Origin of the sequence: Rhizobium sp. BK512 (assembly GCF_014194915.1) — a bacterium.
Classification (GTDB): domain Bacteria; phylum Pseudomonadota; class Alphaproteobacteria; order Rhizobiales; family Rhizobiaceae; genus Rhizobium.
The window spans coordinates 477,633-494,878 of the sequence record NZ_JACIAS010000002.1 but is presented as its reverse complement, the minus strand read 5'-3'; the positions used below and the strand labels follow the sequence as shown (position 1 = coordinate 494,878).

Below are 17,246 nucleotides of genomic sequence, written 5' to 3'. Positions count from 1 at the left end.
GGGAATTATGCCTGCCGTTCCGGCACGTGCACGGTGAGCCCGTCATAGGCGGCCTTCATCCTGATCTGACAGGAAAGGCGCGAGGTCGGACGCACGTCAAAGGCGAAGTCCAGCATATCCTCTTCCATCGCTTCCGGCGGGCCGACGACCTCGGTCCACTGCTCGTCGACATAGACGTGGCAGGTCGCACAGGCGCAGGCGCCGCCGCATTCGGCTTCGATGCCGGGCACGGAATTGCGGACCGCATTCTCCATCACGGTGGAGCCTTGATCGACATCGAGGTCGAAGCGCGTTCCGTCAAAGGCGACGATGGTAAGTTTAGGCATCAGGATGATTTCCGGTCTTTCATAGGAGATGGGCGGATTTTCTTCCGATAATTCGGCGCGTCAGTCAACATGCCGGTTTCGCCTGCAAACCTCGCAGATCAGGCAAGGCTCCGCCATTCTCAAAGCGTCATCGACGAAGTCGCAAAAAGACCCGCCGTTCCCAAATGAAACAGCGGGCCTAGCTTCTTGCTGACCTGTCCTGCCTTATCCGCGGCAGAGTTTCAGAATGAAATTCTCGGCATCGACAACGGCCGCACCGAGTGCTGCCATCGCGGCGACATCGCCATTGTTCTCTTCCACCGCTTCCGCTGACTGCGAAACCCGGAAGGCGCCGACTGAACTTGCCGCTCCCTTCAGGCGGTGCGCTGCAGCACCCACCTTGGCGGACTCGCCGCTGGCAATGTCCTGCAGGCAGGCGCGCGCTTGGCGCGCAAACATCTGGAGAACTTCGATTTCCACCGTCTTGTCGCCCATCGTCTGGCGCGCGAGATGGACAAGGTCGATCGGCCGGATCTTGGAAGGCGAAGGCCCCGCGGAATTGTCGGGTGCTTCGAAAGCGATGCTCACTGCTGCCATTTGCCAATTCTCCCGTCTTGTATTGCCCGCGCTTGCTACTGTTGTGCGGTCGGAGAATGGCGATCCCGTTAAATTCCGGCACATTCGGCGTGGAAATCTAACCATATGGTTAATGTCCCTTAAATATCGCTAAAATATCGGCTTTTGGCCCGCTTCGAAATTTTAAAGGTGTTAACAACAGGTTAAGAGCGATGGAAACGCAAGGGTTCATTAATTGTGTAAGGCACCCAGATGTGTCACTACGATACTGTTGAGGCGGGCTCCTGCCGCGCGCCTTTGCCGTCAGAGTGGATAATGGTAGTGTTTTGATACCTTTCGTTTGCAAAATCGGCTATCTACTCTGAAATGACATGCTTATCCGTCCGTCTTGGGATGGAAGGCTGGAACGGCGAAGGTTCTTTCCGGGCGAAGGCGATGGCCCGGATGCGCTGCCGGACTTGCCGGGAATTGTGAGGCGTATCGGAATGGCGAATAACAAATACAATGAATCGATCGAGGACAAAGCGTTCAAGGCATTGGACGAGGCGCTTCAGATTGATTTCGGCCAGGAAAACGTGCCGTCTCGCCGCGGTAACGCGCCCCACGCCCCGGAGGCTAATGTGACTGACCCATCCAATGCCCGCAATCAGGCCCAGGAAGAAGCACAGCGCCGCCGCGGCCGCGCCGCCCGAACCGGCGACCAGCAGGCTCCGCGGGCACCCGCCTTCTCTCCGGCCAACGATGCCAGCCGCAATTCACCCGCCTCGCTTCTGAAGTCGCTGGAAAACGGCTCCAGCCGCTCTGCCCTGCGCACGGCCGCTCTCGTCTCCATCCTGTGGGTCGTCATCGGCCTCGGGCTGATGTTCATGCTCTATGCGCCGCAGATCTCGCAGATCCGCTCGCTGACCGATCTTGCCGCCCTGCCGGGCGTGATTGCCGGCCTTGTCGGCATCATCGTGCCGGTCATGATGTTCTATGCCTTTGCCATCATGATATCGCGCGCCCAGGACATGCGTAACGCCGCCCGCTCGATGGCGGAAGTGGCGCTGCGCCTCTCCGAGCCGGAAACCATTGCTTCCGAACGCATCATGACGGTCGGCCAGGCCGTGCGCCGTGAAGTCTCCGCCATGAACGAAGGCATCGAGCGCACCATCGCGCGCGCCTCCGAACTTGAAACGCTCGTGCATTCCGAAGTGAATGCGCTGGAGCGCTCCTATGCGGATAACGAACTGCGCGTGCGCGGCCTCGTCCACGAACTTGGCTCCGAGCGTGAGGCGATCGTCAATCACGCCGACCGCATCCGCTCTTCCATCGCCGGCGTCCACGACCAGCTGAAGGAAGAACTGTCGCTGGCGACGGAAGAGATTGCCATCCGTCTTGCCACCTCGGGCGAAGCTTTCGCCTCGCTGATCGATACGCGCGCTGCTGCGATCATGGAGAAGTCGGACAGCGCCATCCAGTCGCTTGGCACTCTGCTTGCCGCCAAGACCGATACGCTGCTCCATACATTGACAGCCTCCGGTCTTGCGATCGGCAATGAATTCGACAATCGCCTGGACGCGCTGACCAGCACGATCAACGAACATGGCGAGCGCCTGCTCACCCAGTTCGAGACGCGCGCCTCGACGATGGATGCAAGCACCGAGCGCCTGAATGCCGCGCTACAGGAGCGCACCCAGCAGCTCAACGAAATTCTGGTGTCCCGCACCCGCGAGATCAATCAGAGCCTGACCTCAGGTGAACGCACGATCACCGGCACGCTCGACGACGTGCTCTCCAGGTTGAACACCGCGCTCGATGAAAAGGGTGCGAGCTTCCGCCAAAGCCTGCAATCGAGCGCCGACGATGCGGTCATGGATCTCGACGTGCGCTCCGGCTTCTTCGAAGAGCGCCTGCAGACGACCGTCGCCCAGCTTTCGACAGCCTTCGATGAACGCGTCGCCGAATTCACCGATGCCTTCGACAAGCGTTCCGGCTCGCTCGATACCAAGCTCATCGAAAGCCTCACCCGCATCAACGAGACGCTGTCCGGCAACGCCGATTCCATCGAAGGCATCCTCAATAGCAATATCGAGCGCCTTGGCACGTCCATGACCGAACAGTCGCTGGCGCTGGCGACGGCCTTGGCAACCGGTCAGGAAGTGCTGGACAGCACCCTTTCCAGCCGTGCAGACGAGATCACCTCGGCGCTGACGAACCGCACCGGCGAACTCGGCTCGGCGCTGAGCAACGCCACGTCAGAGATTTCGCTGGCGCTGGCAGCCGGCACGTCCGACTTGCAGAACAATCTCGCCGCCCGCGCAGCCGAATTCCGCGACACGCTGCAGACGACCACGACAGACATCACCACTGCCGTCAACAGCGGCACCGAAAAGGTGACCGGCGCATTCAGCGGCCGCGCCGAAGAACTGAGCGGCGTTCTCGCCGCCCGCGCCGCCGAAATCACCGGCGCGCTGAAGACCGCGCATACCAACCTCGACAGTGTGATGGCCGAACGCGGCGGAGCGCTGATCGGCGCCCTTGCAGACCACCACAGCCGCTTCGACGAGGCGCTTTCGAGCCGTTCCGAAGCCATTATAAATACTGTCTCGGGCACCCATGACCGTCTTGCCGAAACCCTTGACGAGAAGGCGATGGCTCTGGCGATCTCGCTGAACGAGACGCAGTCGCGCATCGAAGACACGCTCTCGACCCATTCTGAATCGCTCATCAACGCCGTTTCCGGCACCCATGAGCGCCTTTCCGAAACGCTCGATGAAAAGGCGATGGCGCTTGCCATTTCGCTGAACGAAGGCCAGGCCCGTATCGAGGATACGCTGGCGACCCGCTCGGAAGCCATTATCGAGGCTGTCTCCGGCACCCATGAGCGCCTTTCCGAAACGCTCGACGAAAAGGCGATGGCGCTTGCCATCTCGCTGAACGAAGGTCAGGCCCGCATCGATGATACGCTGGCGACCCGTTCGGAGGCATTGCTCAGCTCCGTTTCCAGCACGCATGACCGCCTCGCCGAAACCCTCGACGAGCGGGCCATGGCGCTCGGCATCTCGCTGAACGAAACGCAGTCGCGCATCGAGGATACGCTCTCGACGCGTTCGGAAGCGCTGATCAATGCCGTCTCCGGCACACATGACCGCCTCGCCGAGACCCTCGACGAGCGGGCCATGGCGCTCGGCATTGCGCTGAACGAAACGCAGTCGCGCATCGAAGACACGCTCTCGACGCGTTCGGAGGCGCTGATCAATGCTGTCTCCGGCACGCATGACCGCCTCGCCGAGACCCTCGACGAGCGAGCCATGGCGCTCGGCATTGCGCTGAACGAAACGCAGTCGCGCATCGAGGATACGCTGTCGACGCGTTCGGAAGCGCTGATCAATGCCGTCTCTGGCACCCATGACCGCCTCGCCGAAACGCTCGACGAAAAGGCGATGGCGCTTGCAATCTCGCTGAACGAAAGCCACAGCCGCCTGGAAGATACGCTGACGACGGGCGCCGACGCTTTCGCCAATGCAGCCGCCGGCACGCATGAACGGATCGCCGCAACGCTCGGCGAAAGCCAGCTCCGCATCGAGGAGGCGCTCGCCAATCGCGCCGAATCCATCGTCAATGCCGTCACGAACAGCGCCGACCGCTTGTCCGATACGCTCGACGAGAAGACCATGGCGCTCGCCATTTCGCTCGACGACGGCCAGAGCCGCTTCGAGTCTGCGCTCGAAAACCGCAGCAACTCCATCATGGATACCGTTGCCAATGCCGAAGAGCGTGTTGCCGGCGCCTTTGCCGACCGCACGGAAGCGATCCGCGCCGCCTATACGGATAACCAGGCACGCCTGGAAACGGCGCTCGCCGAGCATACGTCGACCCTGTCCGAAGCCCTCGATGCCGGCAGCGTCCGAATGGAAGGCATTATCGGCAGCATGACGGGCCGCATCGAGGATGGCCTGACCGACGCCCAGCAGCGTATGGCCGCCCTTGCCAACGATGCCGCAAGCAATGTCGAAGGCGGTCTTGCCGCCGCGCATGATCGTATCCGCGCCACGCTCGACGACCGCACGAATGCCATCACGCTGACGCTGAGCGAGGCCCATAACCTCATCAACGACACGCTCTCCGAACAGGCGACCTCGATCGGTACCTCGGTTGCGACGAGCATCAGCATGCTCGAAATGTCGCTTGAGGATCGCGAAGCCGCTATCCGCCAGGCCATCGACGGCAGCGCTCAGGCGCTCGAGGATCGCATGCGCGAAGGCGCCGGCCAGATCGCCGGCCGCTTCCAGGAAGCTGCCAACACGATCTCGCGTTCGGCCGCTGATTTCTCCGGCCATCTCGACCATTCCGTCGACAACCTGACGGGCCGCTTCACGGAAACCGGCGCCCGTGTCGAGGCCAGCCTTGCTGCCATCGAGACCCGCATTGCCGATGGCGTCGGCGGGCTCGCCGACAAGGTCGATGCTGCGGGCAACCAGATCTCCGGCCTCCTGGATGATGGCGTCTCCCGTCTGGGCTCGATCGGCGACGACGCAGCCCAGCGCATCGCCGCAACGCTCGGCACCAGCGCCGCAAACCTGACCCAGGCGCTCGACAGCCGCGGCGCCAGCCTGAAGGATGCTTTCGACGGCCGCGCCGCCAGCCTGACGGATGCACTGCAAGCCGGCAGCGCCAACCTCACCCAGGCCCTCGACAACAGCAGCGCCAACCTTACGCATGCTCTCGACAGCCACAGCGCCAACCTCACCCAGGCTCTGGACAGCCGCCGGGCACATCTTGCCGAAACGCTCGACAGCAGCAGTGCAAACATGGCCCAGTCGATCGACGGCCGGACCTCGGCTTTGGGCGACATGATGGATCGCGGCACTGCGCGCATCGAAGAGCGTCTCTCCACCATGGACCGCGCTCTGACCGTCGGTCTCGATGCCGTCAACCGCACGATCGAAGGCAAGGCAGCCGGTCTTGCCGCAAGCCTGCGCAACGCTGTCGCCGAAGCTGCCGAAGGCATGGATGGCGAAGCCACCAAGTCCTCCGAGCTGCTCAACCGCACCGGCCAGCAGTTCGCCGAAGCCATGGACGAGCGTTCCTCGCAGATCGTCAACCGCGTTGCCGAGGCACAGAGCCGCCTCGCCGGCCAGGCTGCCGCCGTTGCCCAGACCTTCTCCGAGGCCGGCAACGTCATCGTCAGCAAGGTGGCGGAGGCCGAGAATATCGTCAGCAGCCAGGTCAGCGCCATCAACCACGCGCTGGCCGATGCCGGCCAGACGCTGGCCGCGCACGGCAACTCGATCCGCTCGACGCTCACGGATGCCGGCAGCCAGATCACATCCAGCATGGCCGAGGTCGACCGTGCGCTGGAGGCCCGCAGCAGCATCATTCGTTCCAGCCTGGAGCAGCGTGCCCGCGAAATCGACACCACGCTCACCGATATCGACAAGGCGCTGGAAGCACGCGGCAACTCGATCCGCTCAACGCTCGACGAGCGCAGCCGCGACCTGAACTCCATGCTTGCCGGCCGCTCCACCGAGCTGTCGCGTATCCTGGATGAGACGGCGCGTCCGATCATCGACCGCTATACCGACGCCGGTCAGGAAGCTGCAGCCCGCATCACTGCGGCCGCAAGCCTGAGCGCCGAGCGCCTGCGTGCGGAAAATGAAGCACTCACCGAGGCCGTTGCCACCCGCGCGGAAAATGTCGCCAATGCCGTCGCCGCCATCGAGAACAGCCTGACGAACAACGTCAACGGTCTCGTTCAGCGCCTGTCGGAAAGCAGCGCCGCCATGTCTGTCATGATGACGCGCGCCGCCGATCAGCTGAGCGGCGTCGACAGCCGCCTCGGCGATACGACCACGCGCTTCACGGACTCTGCCGCCAAGGCTGCCGAAATGGTCTCCGCTTCGACCCGCCTTCTCGAAGGCAAGGTCGACCGCCTGTCGGATATTTCGGGCCAGACTCTCGCCCAGGTGGGCAGCATCATCGGCCGCTTCGACGACCATTCGAAGGTTCTGGGACAGGCCTCGCATCTTCTTGCTGCCGCCCAGTCCGGTCTCGTCTCGACGCTCGAAGAACGCGAGACCGCCCTGCAGACGCTGGCCGCTGGCCTCGTGCAGCGTTCTGGCGAGATCGAAAAGACCATGCGCGGCCTCGGCGGCATGATCGAAACGGTATTCGAGCGCGCCGAGCAGCGTTCCAATCAGGTTACCGGTACGCTGCGTCAGAGCGTGCAGGCCTCGTTTGCCGATATCGGCCGCGTGCTTTCGGACACCGAGAAGCGCGCCGAAGAGGCAGCGTCCAACATGCGCGAAGCCATCAATCGCGCCGGCGAGGAAGCCAATGCCACGATCGACACCAGCTTTGCCAATGTCGAGCGCCGTTCGGGCGACCTCACCAACCGCCTGCGTGGCGGGCTGACGGCTTCGCTGTCGGAAGTCGAGCGCATGCTCGGCGAAGCCGGGCGCGCCTCCGATCATGCGGCGCAGAACCTGCGTGAATCGCTTCGCGATGCGATCGATGAAGCGGTCGGCCGCTTCTCGGGTGCAACGGAAGAGATCCGCCGCTCCGCAGCCGATATCCGCAACGAACTCGACACGACCCGCGCTGAACTGAAGCGCGGCGCGTTCGACCTGCCGGAAGAAGCCAAGGAAAGTGCGTCCGCCATGCGCCGCGCCGTTGCCGAGCAGATCAAGGCCCTGCAGGATATTTCGCAGATCGTTGGCCGCTCCAGCCAGCGTCTGGAAATCTCCGAGCCGGTCGCCCGCACGCTTGCCCAGGCAGAACCTGCGCCTCGCGTCACCCAGCCGGTGATCCCAACGGCTCCGGCCCCGCAGCCGGCACCGACAGCTCGTCAGTCGATCGAATCCATGGGCCTGCGCGGCGCCATTGCTCCCACCCCGGCTTCTGCACCCGCCCCGCAGCGCCCGGTTGCCCAGGCTCCCCAGCCGGCACCTGCTCCGCAGGTTCGCCAGGAAGCGCCGCGGACGGAAGCCACCAGTGGTGGCTGGATCAGCGATCTCCTGCGTGGAGCCTCGCGTGACGAGGCCGAAGAAGCGCCGCGTGCGCCTGCCCGTCCGGCAGCGGAAGCTGCTGCTCCGGCCCCTGCTCCCGCTCAGCGTGCCAATGATGCGCGCAACCCGCGCCATGTCGTTGAATCGCTGAACTCGCTTTCGGTCGATATCGCCCGCGCCATTGATCACGATGCCTCGGTCGATCTGTGGCGCCGTTACCAGCGCGGCGAGCGCGACGTCTTCACCCGTCGTCTCTACACGCTGAAGGGCCAGCAGACCTTCGACGAGATCAAGCGCAAGTACGACCGCGAGCCGGAATTCCGCACCGCCGTCGATCGCTACATCGGTGACTTTGAAAAGCTGCTCGCCGACGTCGCCCGCACCGATCCGAACCGTACGGTCACGCAGTCCTACCTGACTTCGGATACCGGCAAGGTCTATACGATGCTTGCCCACGCTGCAGGCCGGTTGAGCTGAGTTGCCGGGCAAAACCTGACATGGTGAGACAAAAAGGGTCATCTGTGGATGACCCTTTTTTATTGCCCCGGCTCCTTCATTCCGTCACAAACATCCCTGATCCGCATGCACCAACGGGGCATAAGGCCCAGCCAGACCATAGCCAAGCCATTTGCTTGCCACGACAGAGACCGTAGACATTGATGACCAAGACGACCTCCCGGCTGGTAGCCGCCGCCTTATCCTCAGCATTTCTTCTGGGCGCGTTCATTCAGGCCGAAGCCGGCCAGGCAAGTTTTCTGGTGGATGTGCAGACCGGCCAGGTTCTCGAAGCGTCCAATCAGGACGATCTGAATTATCCGGCATCGCTGACGAAGATGATGACGCTCTATCTCACCTTCCAGGCGCTGCATGACAAACGCCTGACCTGGGACCAGAAGATCACCATGTCGGAAAATGCCGAGAGCAAGGAGCCGTTCAAGCTTGCCGTCGGCGCCGGCCGCAAGGTCACGGTCAAGGAGGCTGTCGAAAGCATCGTCGTTCTCTCGGCCAATGATTCCGCTGTGGCGCTCGCCGAACAGCTGGGCGGCTCCGAACAGGCCTTCGGCACACTGATGACGGAAAAGGCCCGTCAGCTCGGCATGAAGGACACTGTCTTCAAGAACCCGTCGGGCCTGCCGGACCCGGAACAGGTGACCACCGCGCGCGATATGGCCACACTTGGCGTTTCGCTGATGCGCGACTTCCCCGACGAGTTCAAGCTCTTCTCCATGCGCGGCTTCCAGTTCCGCGGCATGAAGCTGCGCGGCCACAACAACCTCATGTACCGCTACAACGGCGTCGACGGCATCAAGACCGGCTTCACCGATGCGTCCGGCTACAATGTTGTGACCTCGGCCGCCAAGGACGGCCGCCGCGTCGTCGGCGTCGTCATGGGCGAAAAGACCGCCAGCCTGCGCGACGACAAGATGGCCGGCCTGCTCGACAGCTACCTGCCCTCGGCGACCACCGCGACAGCCTCGGCAACGGGTGGCACGCCGACGATGACGGATGCCCAGCCGACGAAATAACGCATTTCATTCAGAGGATCCGCCTGGTGCAAGAAATCGAGGACGGTTTCTTTGAACAACTGATCGACCCGAATACGGGAAACTCTGTTATCATCGAGGATGACGGCGAGAAGGCCTATGCCTATTTGCTGGATGCGGCGCGCAACATCACGGCCGACGTATGGCTTTACAATTGCGGTCCGGCGCCTGAGACGATTGACTGGGGTGACCGTTCGAAATTGCCGTTTCAGAACCCGGCAAATTTCGCCAGCACGGAGCAATTCTTACCGATACAGGATCGATCGGAAGTATCGGTCAAATGGGAACAGTCCCGCTGGCATTCGGACAAGGCGTATATTTTTATCCGCGGTCGGCTTCATGCCATAATGCAAAAAGGCAAGAAGCCGGGATGGTCACGCCTTGCGATCAAGGATGGCCCTCTGGCGAAGGTGCTGAGATCGAACTGAGCTTTCCGTGTTCAGGAATTAGATCGACTTCAGCGTCCAGCCGACGATCTGGTCGGTCACTGCCGTAAACGCTCGATCGAGCCCCTTCACGAAGCCCGCATTGTCGCCGCCGGCAGCCGCCGTTGCGCGGAAGACCTGCTGGGCGCGCACTGTACCGTTGCGGTCGTTGAGGATCTTCACGGAGATCTCCACGACGGCCTTGTTGCCGGAGGAAGCATCTATTTCGAAAGATCTGATGTCGCTCACGACCTGATAGTCGATCGCCAGTCCCTGCCCCGGCTTGCCGACGCCACCGAGCTTGCCGGAATTCTCGAAGGCTTCGACGAGCTTTGCCTGCACCATGCGCGGCAGCGTATCGCTCCACTGCGAGCGTGACAGATACTGGATTTCCGAGGGCGAAACGCGGATGACGATCTGGTCGCTGTTCAGCGCCTTGAGCGCAGTCGGGTCGGCAATCAGGATCTGCTTGTTTTTGGCCGACGGACCGCTGCCATCGACTGAGGCTGCCGAGAGATCATAGGTGTCGTTCTTTGCCGTCGTTCCGCAGCCTGCGAGAAGGGCTGCCGTCAGCGGCAAAATAATCGCCGTTCCGCGGATCCAGGAACGGCGCGACATCACATGCGATAGACCCATATTACGCTACCCCTGACCTCTGTTTTTCCCGCAATTCCCAACCGAAATTGCTCTAGCGCCGTGTGCGCCCGTCATATTGCTTGACTGTCGGTCCGCCGAAGATGATCCGCTGCGGGTTCTGGTCGAAATTGCTGATGGCATTGTTGAGATTGTTCGCCGTGCCGCGCAGCTCGTTGACGAGCGTCTGGACGTCGCTGAGCCCGCTGCCCGAGAAGCGCTGCAGGTTGTCGGCGATCGGCCCGATGCGCGCATTGACGCTGTCGGCAACCTTCTTGAAGGATTCGAGCGTCGCGCGCGCTTCGGTAAAGAGCGAATTGGTATTGTCGGAGCCGAGCAGCGCATCGACCTTGATGAGGATGCCGTCGACGCGGGTCGAAGCCGAGTTCAGCTTGTTTGCCATCTGCTGGACGTCCTGGATCGTCTGGTCGATATCCTTCTTCCGGTCCGCCACGGTGTTGGTGACATCGCGGATCGAGGCGACGGCGGCGCGTGCATCCTTCGTCGCCTGGGCAATATCGTCGACCGAACCCTTTATCTTGTTGGTGTCGATGGCGGCGACCAGTGTATCGACACGATCGAGTGTGACCTGTGCCTTCTTGCCGAATTCGTTGTAGGTCGTCACCGTCTGGTCGACCTTGTCGACGAGCCCCTTCAGACCGCCGGAGGCGTCGGCTATGTCGCGGCTCACCTTCTCGGCATTGCTGAGGATCGTGTTGATCTTCTTCGCGTCGACAGCCTTCACCAGATCCTCGACGGCCGCAAGCGTCGAATCGACACGGCCCGAGACATTGCGCACCGTATTGGAGAGATCGCCTACACTCTGCAGGAAGCTGTCGATATTGCCGGAATTCTTGGCCAGCGCATCCGAGAAGGTTTCGGCATTCTGCAGGGTCTTGGTCAGCGGTCCGCGCGCATCGCGCACGAAGCCCTGCACATCGCCAACGGCATCATTGGCACGGTCAAGGATCTTGTCGGCGGTTGCGAGCAGGTTGGTGACGCTCGACTGGTCGGCGACGATGACGGCGCGTTTGCCGCTTTCCAGCGCCTGCTGGAGAATGTTCTTGTCTTCCTTGCGGCCGCCGGAAAGCTCGATATAGGCCGCACCCGTCAGGCCCTGGATTTCAAGCGCAGCCTTGGTCGAGGGATAGATCGGCGCATCCGAGCGAACTTCGGTAAAGGCCAGCGAATATTGCGGGTCGTCGGCATCGATGGAGAGCGTCTGCACCGAGCCCACCTGAATGCCGTTGAACCGGACAGGCGAACCGACGCTGAGGCCGTTGGCTGAGCCCGGGATGCGCACGATCAGCTCGGCCATCGGCCCGCTGCGGCCATATTCGGCCATCCAGTAGACGAAACCGAATGCGGCCGCGATCACCAGAACGGTGAAAAAGCCGACGATCGTGTAATTGGCTTTGGTTTCCATCGTCTCCGGTCACTTCCCGCTGTCATGCTGCGCCCGGGCCGCCGGCGCGTCGTCCTGCGGCACGATCGAACGCGCGCGCTTGCCCTTGAAGTAGGCCTGAACCCACGGATCGTCGTAGGCCAGCATGTCGTCGATCGTTCCTTCCACCATTACCCGCTTCTTTCCAAGCACGGCAATACGGTCGCAGACCGAGAACAGGCTGTCGAGGTCGTGGGTCACCATATAGACTGTTAACCCCAGGCTATCGCGCAGATTGGCGATCAGCTCGTCGAATTCCGCAGCCCCGATGGGATCGAGGCCTGACGTCGGCTCGTCGAGGAAGACGAGTTCCGGGTCGAGCGCCAGCGCGCGGGCAAGTGCCGCGCGCTTGATCATGCCGCCTGACAGCTCGGAAGGATATTTGTCGGCCGCATCGGCCGCGAGGCCCACCATGCGGATCTTCAGATGCGCAAGCTCATCCATCAGCGAACTCGGCAGGTCCAGATATTCACGCATCGGCACCTGGATGTTCTCCTTCACCGTCAGCGAGGAGAAGAGCGCGCCCTGCTGGAAGAGCACGCCGAGACGCATGTCGAGCGCATTGCGTTCCTGCTCGTTTAGCTCGTCGAAATCCTGGCCGAGAATCTTGATTGTGCCGGAACGGCGCGGCAGGAGGCGCAGGACGGTGCGCATCAGCACCGATTTGCCGGTGCCGGAAGCGCCGACGAAGCCGAGGATCTCGCCGCGGTAGATATCGAGGTTGAGCTTGTCGAGCACGACCTTGGAGCCAAAACCGACAGTGACGTCACGCGCTGAAAGCACGATGTCGCGATCACCGTTCCTGGTCTCTTCGATCGGTTGCTGATCCACGTTGTCCGCCATGTCAGAAATCGATCGCTGCATAGAACATCGCAAAAAGTCCGTCCATCAGGATGACGACGAAAATCGCCTTCACGACGGAGGCGGTCACATGCTGGCCGAGCGATTCGGCGCTGCCGCCGACCTTCAGGCCTTCGACCGCTGCGACGATGCCGATGACGAGCGCCATGAACGGCGCCTTGATCATGCCGGCCAATATGGTCGAAAGCGTCACGGCCTCATGCAGGCGCGACAGGAAGGTGGCGAATGTGATACCCGAATAAAGATAGGCGACGGCAGCGGCACCCGCCAGCGAAGCAAAGTTGGCAATCACGGTCAGAAGCGGCAGCGCAACAGTGAGCGCCACCAGCCGCGGGAAGATCAGCACGCCGATCGGGTTGAGGCCCATCACCTTCAGTGCGTCGACTTCCTCGCGCATCTTCATGGAGCCGATTTCGGCGGTGATGGCACTGCCCGAGCGGCCGGCGATCATGATCGCCGTCAGAAGCACGCCGATTTCACGAAGCTGCAGGATGCCGACAAGGTCGACGACGAAGATTTCAGCGCCGAAATAGCGAAGCTGGAAGGCTCCCTGCTGCGCAATGATCGCGCCGATCAGGAAGGACATCAGCAGGATGATCGGAACGGCCCGCACACCCATATGGTCGATCTGGTTGACGATCGAAGCGGGCGAAACGCCGCTGCCCCGGCCGAACTTCATCTGCGCGCCGCGAACTGCCGATCCGAGGATGTACATGGCGGCGGCCAGATTGTCCCAGACATCAAAGGTCATCCGGCCGATCGGCGCGAAGACGCGCTCCATGAGCGAACCCTTTTCCTTCTGCTCGGGCTCCTGCTTATCAGGCTCCTTGGAAAAGGTGGCGATCAGCTCGTCGATATGCTGGTTCGTGCCTTCGAAACGGACCGTCCGCCCGGCTTCTTCCTGCTGTTTCTTTAGCCGGCAAAGCAACCAGATGCCGGCCGTGTCGATATCGGTGACATTGGAAAGATCGAGCGTCAGGTCGCCGCTATTGCTGCGTGCGAGCTTGTCGAAATCCTGCAGGACGAGATGGAGGTTGGCGCTGCGCCAATTGCCTTCGAGATGCACATGCTGGCCCGAGCCCTCGGCTCGGTCGTCCACATGCAGCGAGGCGGCGTTGCGTTTCTCGGACTTCAAAATACTTGTGTCTTTCAATGCTTGCAGCGACAGTCCCGACTCGCGAACGTGATATTCGCCGCCCGGCGCGTTAATATACAGAAGCAACGCGCAATTTCCATGCTCGCAGGAGAGCAAATATGCCGCGCAATCTTGATATCCAGATGAATTCATTCCCGATTGCGGGAACTTTCACCATCTCGCGCGGGGCAAAGACCTCCGCCGAGGTGATCACCTGCACGCTGACAGAATCAGGTGCCAAAGGATGGGGCGAATGTGTGCCCTACCGCCGCTATGGCGAGTCGACGGAAAGCGTGATGGCGCAGATCGAAGCGGCCCGCCCGCTGATCGAGGATGGCATCTCCCGGGCCGGGTTGTTGCATGCCATGCCGCCGGGAGCGGCCCGCAATGCCGTCGATTGCGCGCTATGGGATCTCGAAGCCAAACTATCAGGCCGGAGCGTTGCCGACAGGCTCGATCTGCGCAAGCTGAAGTCCCTGACGACAGCCTATACGATCTCGCTCGGAGAACCCGATGTCATGGCAGCCCAGGCGCGTGAACATGCCCAGCGCCCGCTCCTGAAGGTCAAGGTCGGCACTGGCGATGACGAAAGCCGCATCCTGGCAGTGCGCGCCGCCGCGCCCGATTCCGCCATCATCCTCGATGCCAACGAGGGCTGGCCGGAAGACGGGCTTGAACATCATCTTCGTATCGCTGCCGAAGCCAATATCGCGCTGGTGGAGCAGCCGCTGCCGGCCGGCCATGACGACATGCTGGCCGAGATCGCTCGCCATGTGCTCGTCTGCGCCGATGAGAGCGTCCATCACACCGGCGACCTCGCAAGCCTTGCCGACCGCTATGACGCGATCAACATCAAGCTCGACAAGACCGGCGGCCTGACGGAAGCGCTGGAAATGAAGGAGGAAGCCCAGCGGCTCGGCTTCTCCATCATGATCGGCTGCATGGTCGGCACCTCGCTTGCGATGGCGCCTGCCGTGCTTCTGGCGCAGGACGCCGATTTCGTCGATCTCGACGGCCCGCTGCTGTTGGCCCGCGACCGCGAGCCCGGTCTGAACTATGCCGGCTCCCTCGTATTCCCGCCCGACGCCAGCCTCTGGGGCTGAAGATAATAGGCGATGATGACAAGGGCGAGCCCGAAGGCCGCGACACAGGCCATGACATAAAAGCTGTCGAGGCCGAGAGCGGAATAAATATAGCCTGAGGCGATCGTCATCAGGCCGGAGGCCATGCCGATATAGAAGAAATAGGCGCCCTGGGCCGAGGCTTCCTGCGTCTCCTGCACCGTCGCAACGATGCGCCGCTGCACGCCGGTATGCACGAAGGCATAGGTAAAACCGTGCAGGCATTGCAGCATGAAGAAGCCGATGAAGCTCGTTTCCATCGGGAAGAACACCCAACGGCAGATGCTGACGGCGCAGCCGAAGCGGATCAACGTCCAGGCATTGAACCGGCGGTTGAGCCGCCGCGACAGGAAGAACACCGTTACTTCGGAGGCTACGCCGGCGCTCCAGAGCAGGCCGACCGCTGTGCCCGAAAAACCGAGCTGGTGCCAATAGATCGAGGAGAAGGCGTTGAGCAGCGCATGGCTTGCCTGCTGTATGGAAACGCCGAGCAGCAGAAGCAGCAGATGCGGCTCGCGCAGGCCGCTGCCCGTCGTCGCGGGGAGATTGATCGGCTGGCCGCGCCGCCGTGTCGGCCCGATGCGCGGACAGAAAACCGCCATGACGATTGTCAGCGTGAAGCCGAAGATCATCACCGGCAGCACCATGGCACCGCCCCATTTGCCGACCAGTTCGCCGCCGATCAGCGTGGAAACAATGAAGGCAACCGAGCCCCAGACGCGCATGGAGCCGTAATCGAGCCCCCAGCGGCGCACCCCCGAAATCACGATCGATTCGACGACCGGCACATAAGGAGCGAATGTCGCGCCCTGCAGCGCAAAGACGATCAACACCGGCCAGAAATTCGTGGTCCAGTAGAGCGCTATGGCGGTCAGCAGCGAGAGGATGCCTGACCATAGAAGCACATGCGCCCTCTCCTGCATGCGGTCGGCAAAGACCGCCACGATCGGGGCCACGAGAACGCGCACCACCATGGGTACGGCCAGAATCGTGCCGATCTGGTGGTCATTGAACTGGTGGTTTGCGAGCCAGACGGGGAAGAAGGGCAGAACGATGCCGTTGACCAGCAGCGGCGCGCTGTAGCACAGCGCGCTAAGCTGCCGGAAGCGCGGCGGCGCTCCCTCACCCGTCGAGGGATTTTGTGCGGGAATCATGATGGACCTGAAGGAAACTGACCGTTGCCTAACACATCCAATCCGACACGACTATGGCGAGAAATAGCCCGCCTGTAACGTTTCGGACATAACTCGAAACGATTTAAAAAATAAATTGGGCCTGTCGCCTGACGGCAACGGCTAAATTCATGATGCACCGGCCAGCCCGGTGCGGTACGCACACATTATTCAGGCAGCCTGCGGGGCGAGATCGCCCTCTTCAAGCAATTCGACAGAGGTCAGGGCCGGCACGTTGCTGGTCAGCGCACGCCAGGTGATGAGTTCGAACCGGCCGTCCTCATGCTCGACGATTGCCGTGCAGCTTTCGACCCAGTCGCCGGTGTTGATGTAACGGACGCCGTCCATATCCTCGATCACCGCGTGATGGATATGACCGCAGATGACGCCATCGGCGCCGCTCTTGCGGGCTTCCTCGGCAACCACGCGCTGGAATTCGCCGATGAAGTTGACGGCGTGTTTCACCTGCAGCTTGGCCCAGGCCGAAAACGACCAATAGGGCATGCCGAGGCGGCGGCGCACGGCAGCCAGCACGATATTGATGCGGATCGCCATGTCATAGGCCCAATCGCCGAGATAGGCGAGCAGCCGGGCATTGCGGACGACGACGTCGAATTCATCGCCGTGCAGGATCAGATACTTCTTGCCGTCGGCGCCGTCGTGGATGATGCGGTCGACGACTTCGATGCCGCCGAAATGCGTGCCCGGAAAGGCGCGCAGGAACTCGTCGTGATTGCCGGGAATATAGACGACGCGCGTACCCTTGCGTGCCTTGCGCAAGAGTTTTTGGACGACGTCATTGCAGACCTGCGGCCAGTACCAGCTGCGCTTCAGGCGCCAGCCGTCGATGATATCGCCAACGAGGTAGATCGTGTCTGCCTCATGGTATTTCAGGAAATCCAGCAGGAAATCCGCCTTGGCGGCCTTCGAGCCGAGATGCACATCGGAAATGAAGAGGGTGCGGAAGCGCCGGGGTTCCATCATGTCTGTCACAAGCCTTTCCGCTCGTGTCCCATCGTTCTTCGTCTGGTCTTCCAAAAT

12 protein-coding genes are annotated in these 17,246 nt (G+C 61.9%); 4 read left to right on the top strand and 8 right to left on the bottom strand.

Going from position 1 to position 17,246, the window contains the following annotated elements:
- Positions 1-5: 5 nt before the first annotated feature.
- Positions 6-326 carry a 2Fe-2S iron-sulfur cluster-binding protein gene (locus FHX06_RS08360; RefSeq protein ID WP_112547779.1) on the bottom strand — a complete coding sequence of 107 codons (321 nt, stop codon included), beginning with the start codon at positions 324-326 and terminating at the stop codon, positions 6-8.
- Positions 327-530: 204 nt separating this feature from the next.
- Positions 531-902 (bottom strand): Hpt domain-containing protein, encoded by a 372-nt coding sequence (locus FHX06_RS08355; RefSeq protein WP_183878909.1) that lies wholly within the window; start codon positions 900-902, stop codon positions 531-533.
- 464 nt (positions 903-1,366) lie between these two features.
- Between FHX06_RS08355 and FHX06_RS08350 the strand changes: the two genes are divergently transcribed.
- The 3 genes from FHX06_RS08350 (at position 1,367) to FHX06_RS08340 (ending at position 9,842) form a co-directional block, all read left to right on the top strand.
- On the top strand, positions 1,367-8,347 hold the full coding sequence (locus FHX06_RS08350; protein ID WP_183878907.1) for a hypothetical protein: 6,981 nt from the start codon (positions 1,367-1,369) through the stop codon (positions 8,345-8,347).
- 182 nt (positions 8,348-8,529) lie between these two features.
- Positions 8,530-9,396, top strand: coding sequence for a D-alanyl-D-alanine carboxypeptidase family protein (locus tag FHX06_RS08345; protein ID WP_113116816.1), 867 nt, complete (start codon positions 8,530-8,532; stop codon positions 9,394-9,396).
- 26 nt (positions 9,397-9,422) lie between these two features.
- Positions 9,423-9,842 (top strand): hypothetical protein, encoded by a 420-nt coding sequence (locus FHX06_RS08340; protein ID WP_183878905.1) that lies wholly within the window; start codon positions 9,423-9,425, stop codon positions 9,840-9,842.
- Between the two features lie 18 nt (positions 9,843-9,860).
- On the opposite strand, the gene FHX06_RS08335 is transcribed toward FHX06_RS08340, so the two are convergent.
- From FHX06_RS08335 to FHX06_RS08320, 4 genes are read right to left on the bottom strand one after another with little or no spacing between them, the layout of a single operon-like run.
- Positions 9,861-10,475 carry an ABC-type transport auxiliary lipoprotein family protein gene (locus FHX06_RS08335; protein WP_112547312.1) on the bottom strand — a complete coding sequence of 205 codons (615 nt, stop codon included), beginning with the start codon at positions 10,473-10,475 and terminating at the stop codon, positions 9,861-9,863.
- Positions 10,476-10,527: 52 nt separating this feature from the next.
- Entirely contained in the window at positions 10,528-11,898 is a 1,371-nt protein-coding gene (locus FHX06_RS08330; protein WP_112547313.1) for an MlaD family protein, read from the bottom strand.
- Between the two features lie 9 nt (positions 11,899-11,907).
- On the bottom strand, positions 11,908-12,759 hold the full coding sequence (locus FHX06_RS08325) for an ABC transporter ATP-binding protein (protein ID WP_112968227.1): 852 nt from the start codon (positions 12,757-12,759) through the stop codon (positions 11,908-11,910).
- Position 12,760: 1 nt separating this feature from the next.
- A complete protein-coding gene (locus FHX06_RS08320) occupies positions 12,761-13,930 on the bottom strand; it encodes an ABC transporter permease (protein WP_183879235.1) in 1,170 nt (389 codons plus the stop codon).
- 101 nt (positions 13,931-14,031) lie between these two features.
- On the opposite strand from FHX06_RS08320, the gene dgcA reads away from it, so the two are divergent.
- Positions 14,032-15,015, top strand: coding sequence for an N-acetyl-D-Glu racemase DgcA (dgcA, locus tag FHX06_RS08315; RefSeq protein ID WP_183878903.1), 984 nt, complete (start codon positions 14,032-14,034; stop codon positions 15,013-15,015).
- Here dgcA and FHX06_RS08310 read toward each other — a convergent pair.
- On the bottom strand, positions 14,967-16,187 hold the full coding sequence (locus FHX06_RS08310; RefSeq protein WP_112547316.1) for an MFS transporter: 1,221 nt from the start codon (positions 16,185-16,187) through the stop codon (positions 14,967-14,969). The two genes, dgcA and FHX06_RS08310, sit on opposite strands and share 49 nt — an antisense overlap.
- Before the next feature lie 189 nt (positions 16,188-16,376).
- A complete protein-coding gene (locus FHX06_RS08305) occupies positions 16,377-17,189 on the bottom strand; it encodes a UDP-2,3-diacylglucosamine diphosphatase (RefSeq protein ID WP_112547317.1) in 813 nt (270 codons plus the stop codon).
- Between the last annotated feature and the right edge of the window lie 57 nt (positions 17,190-17,246).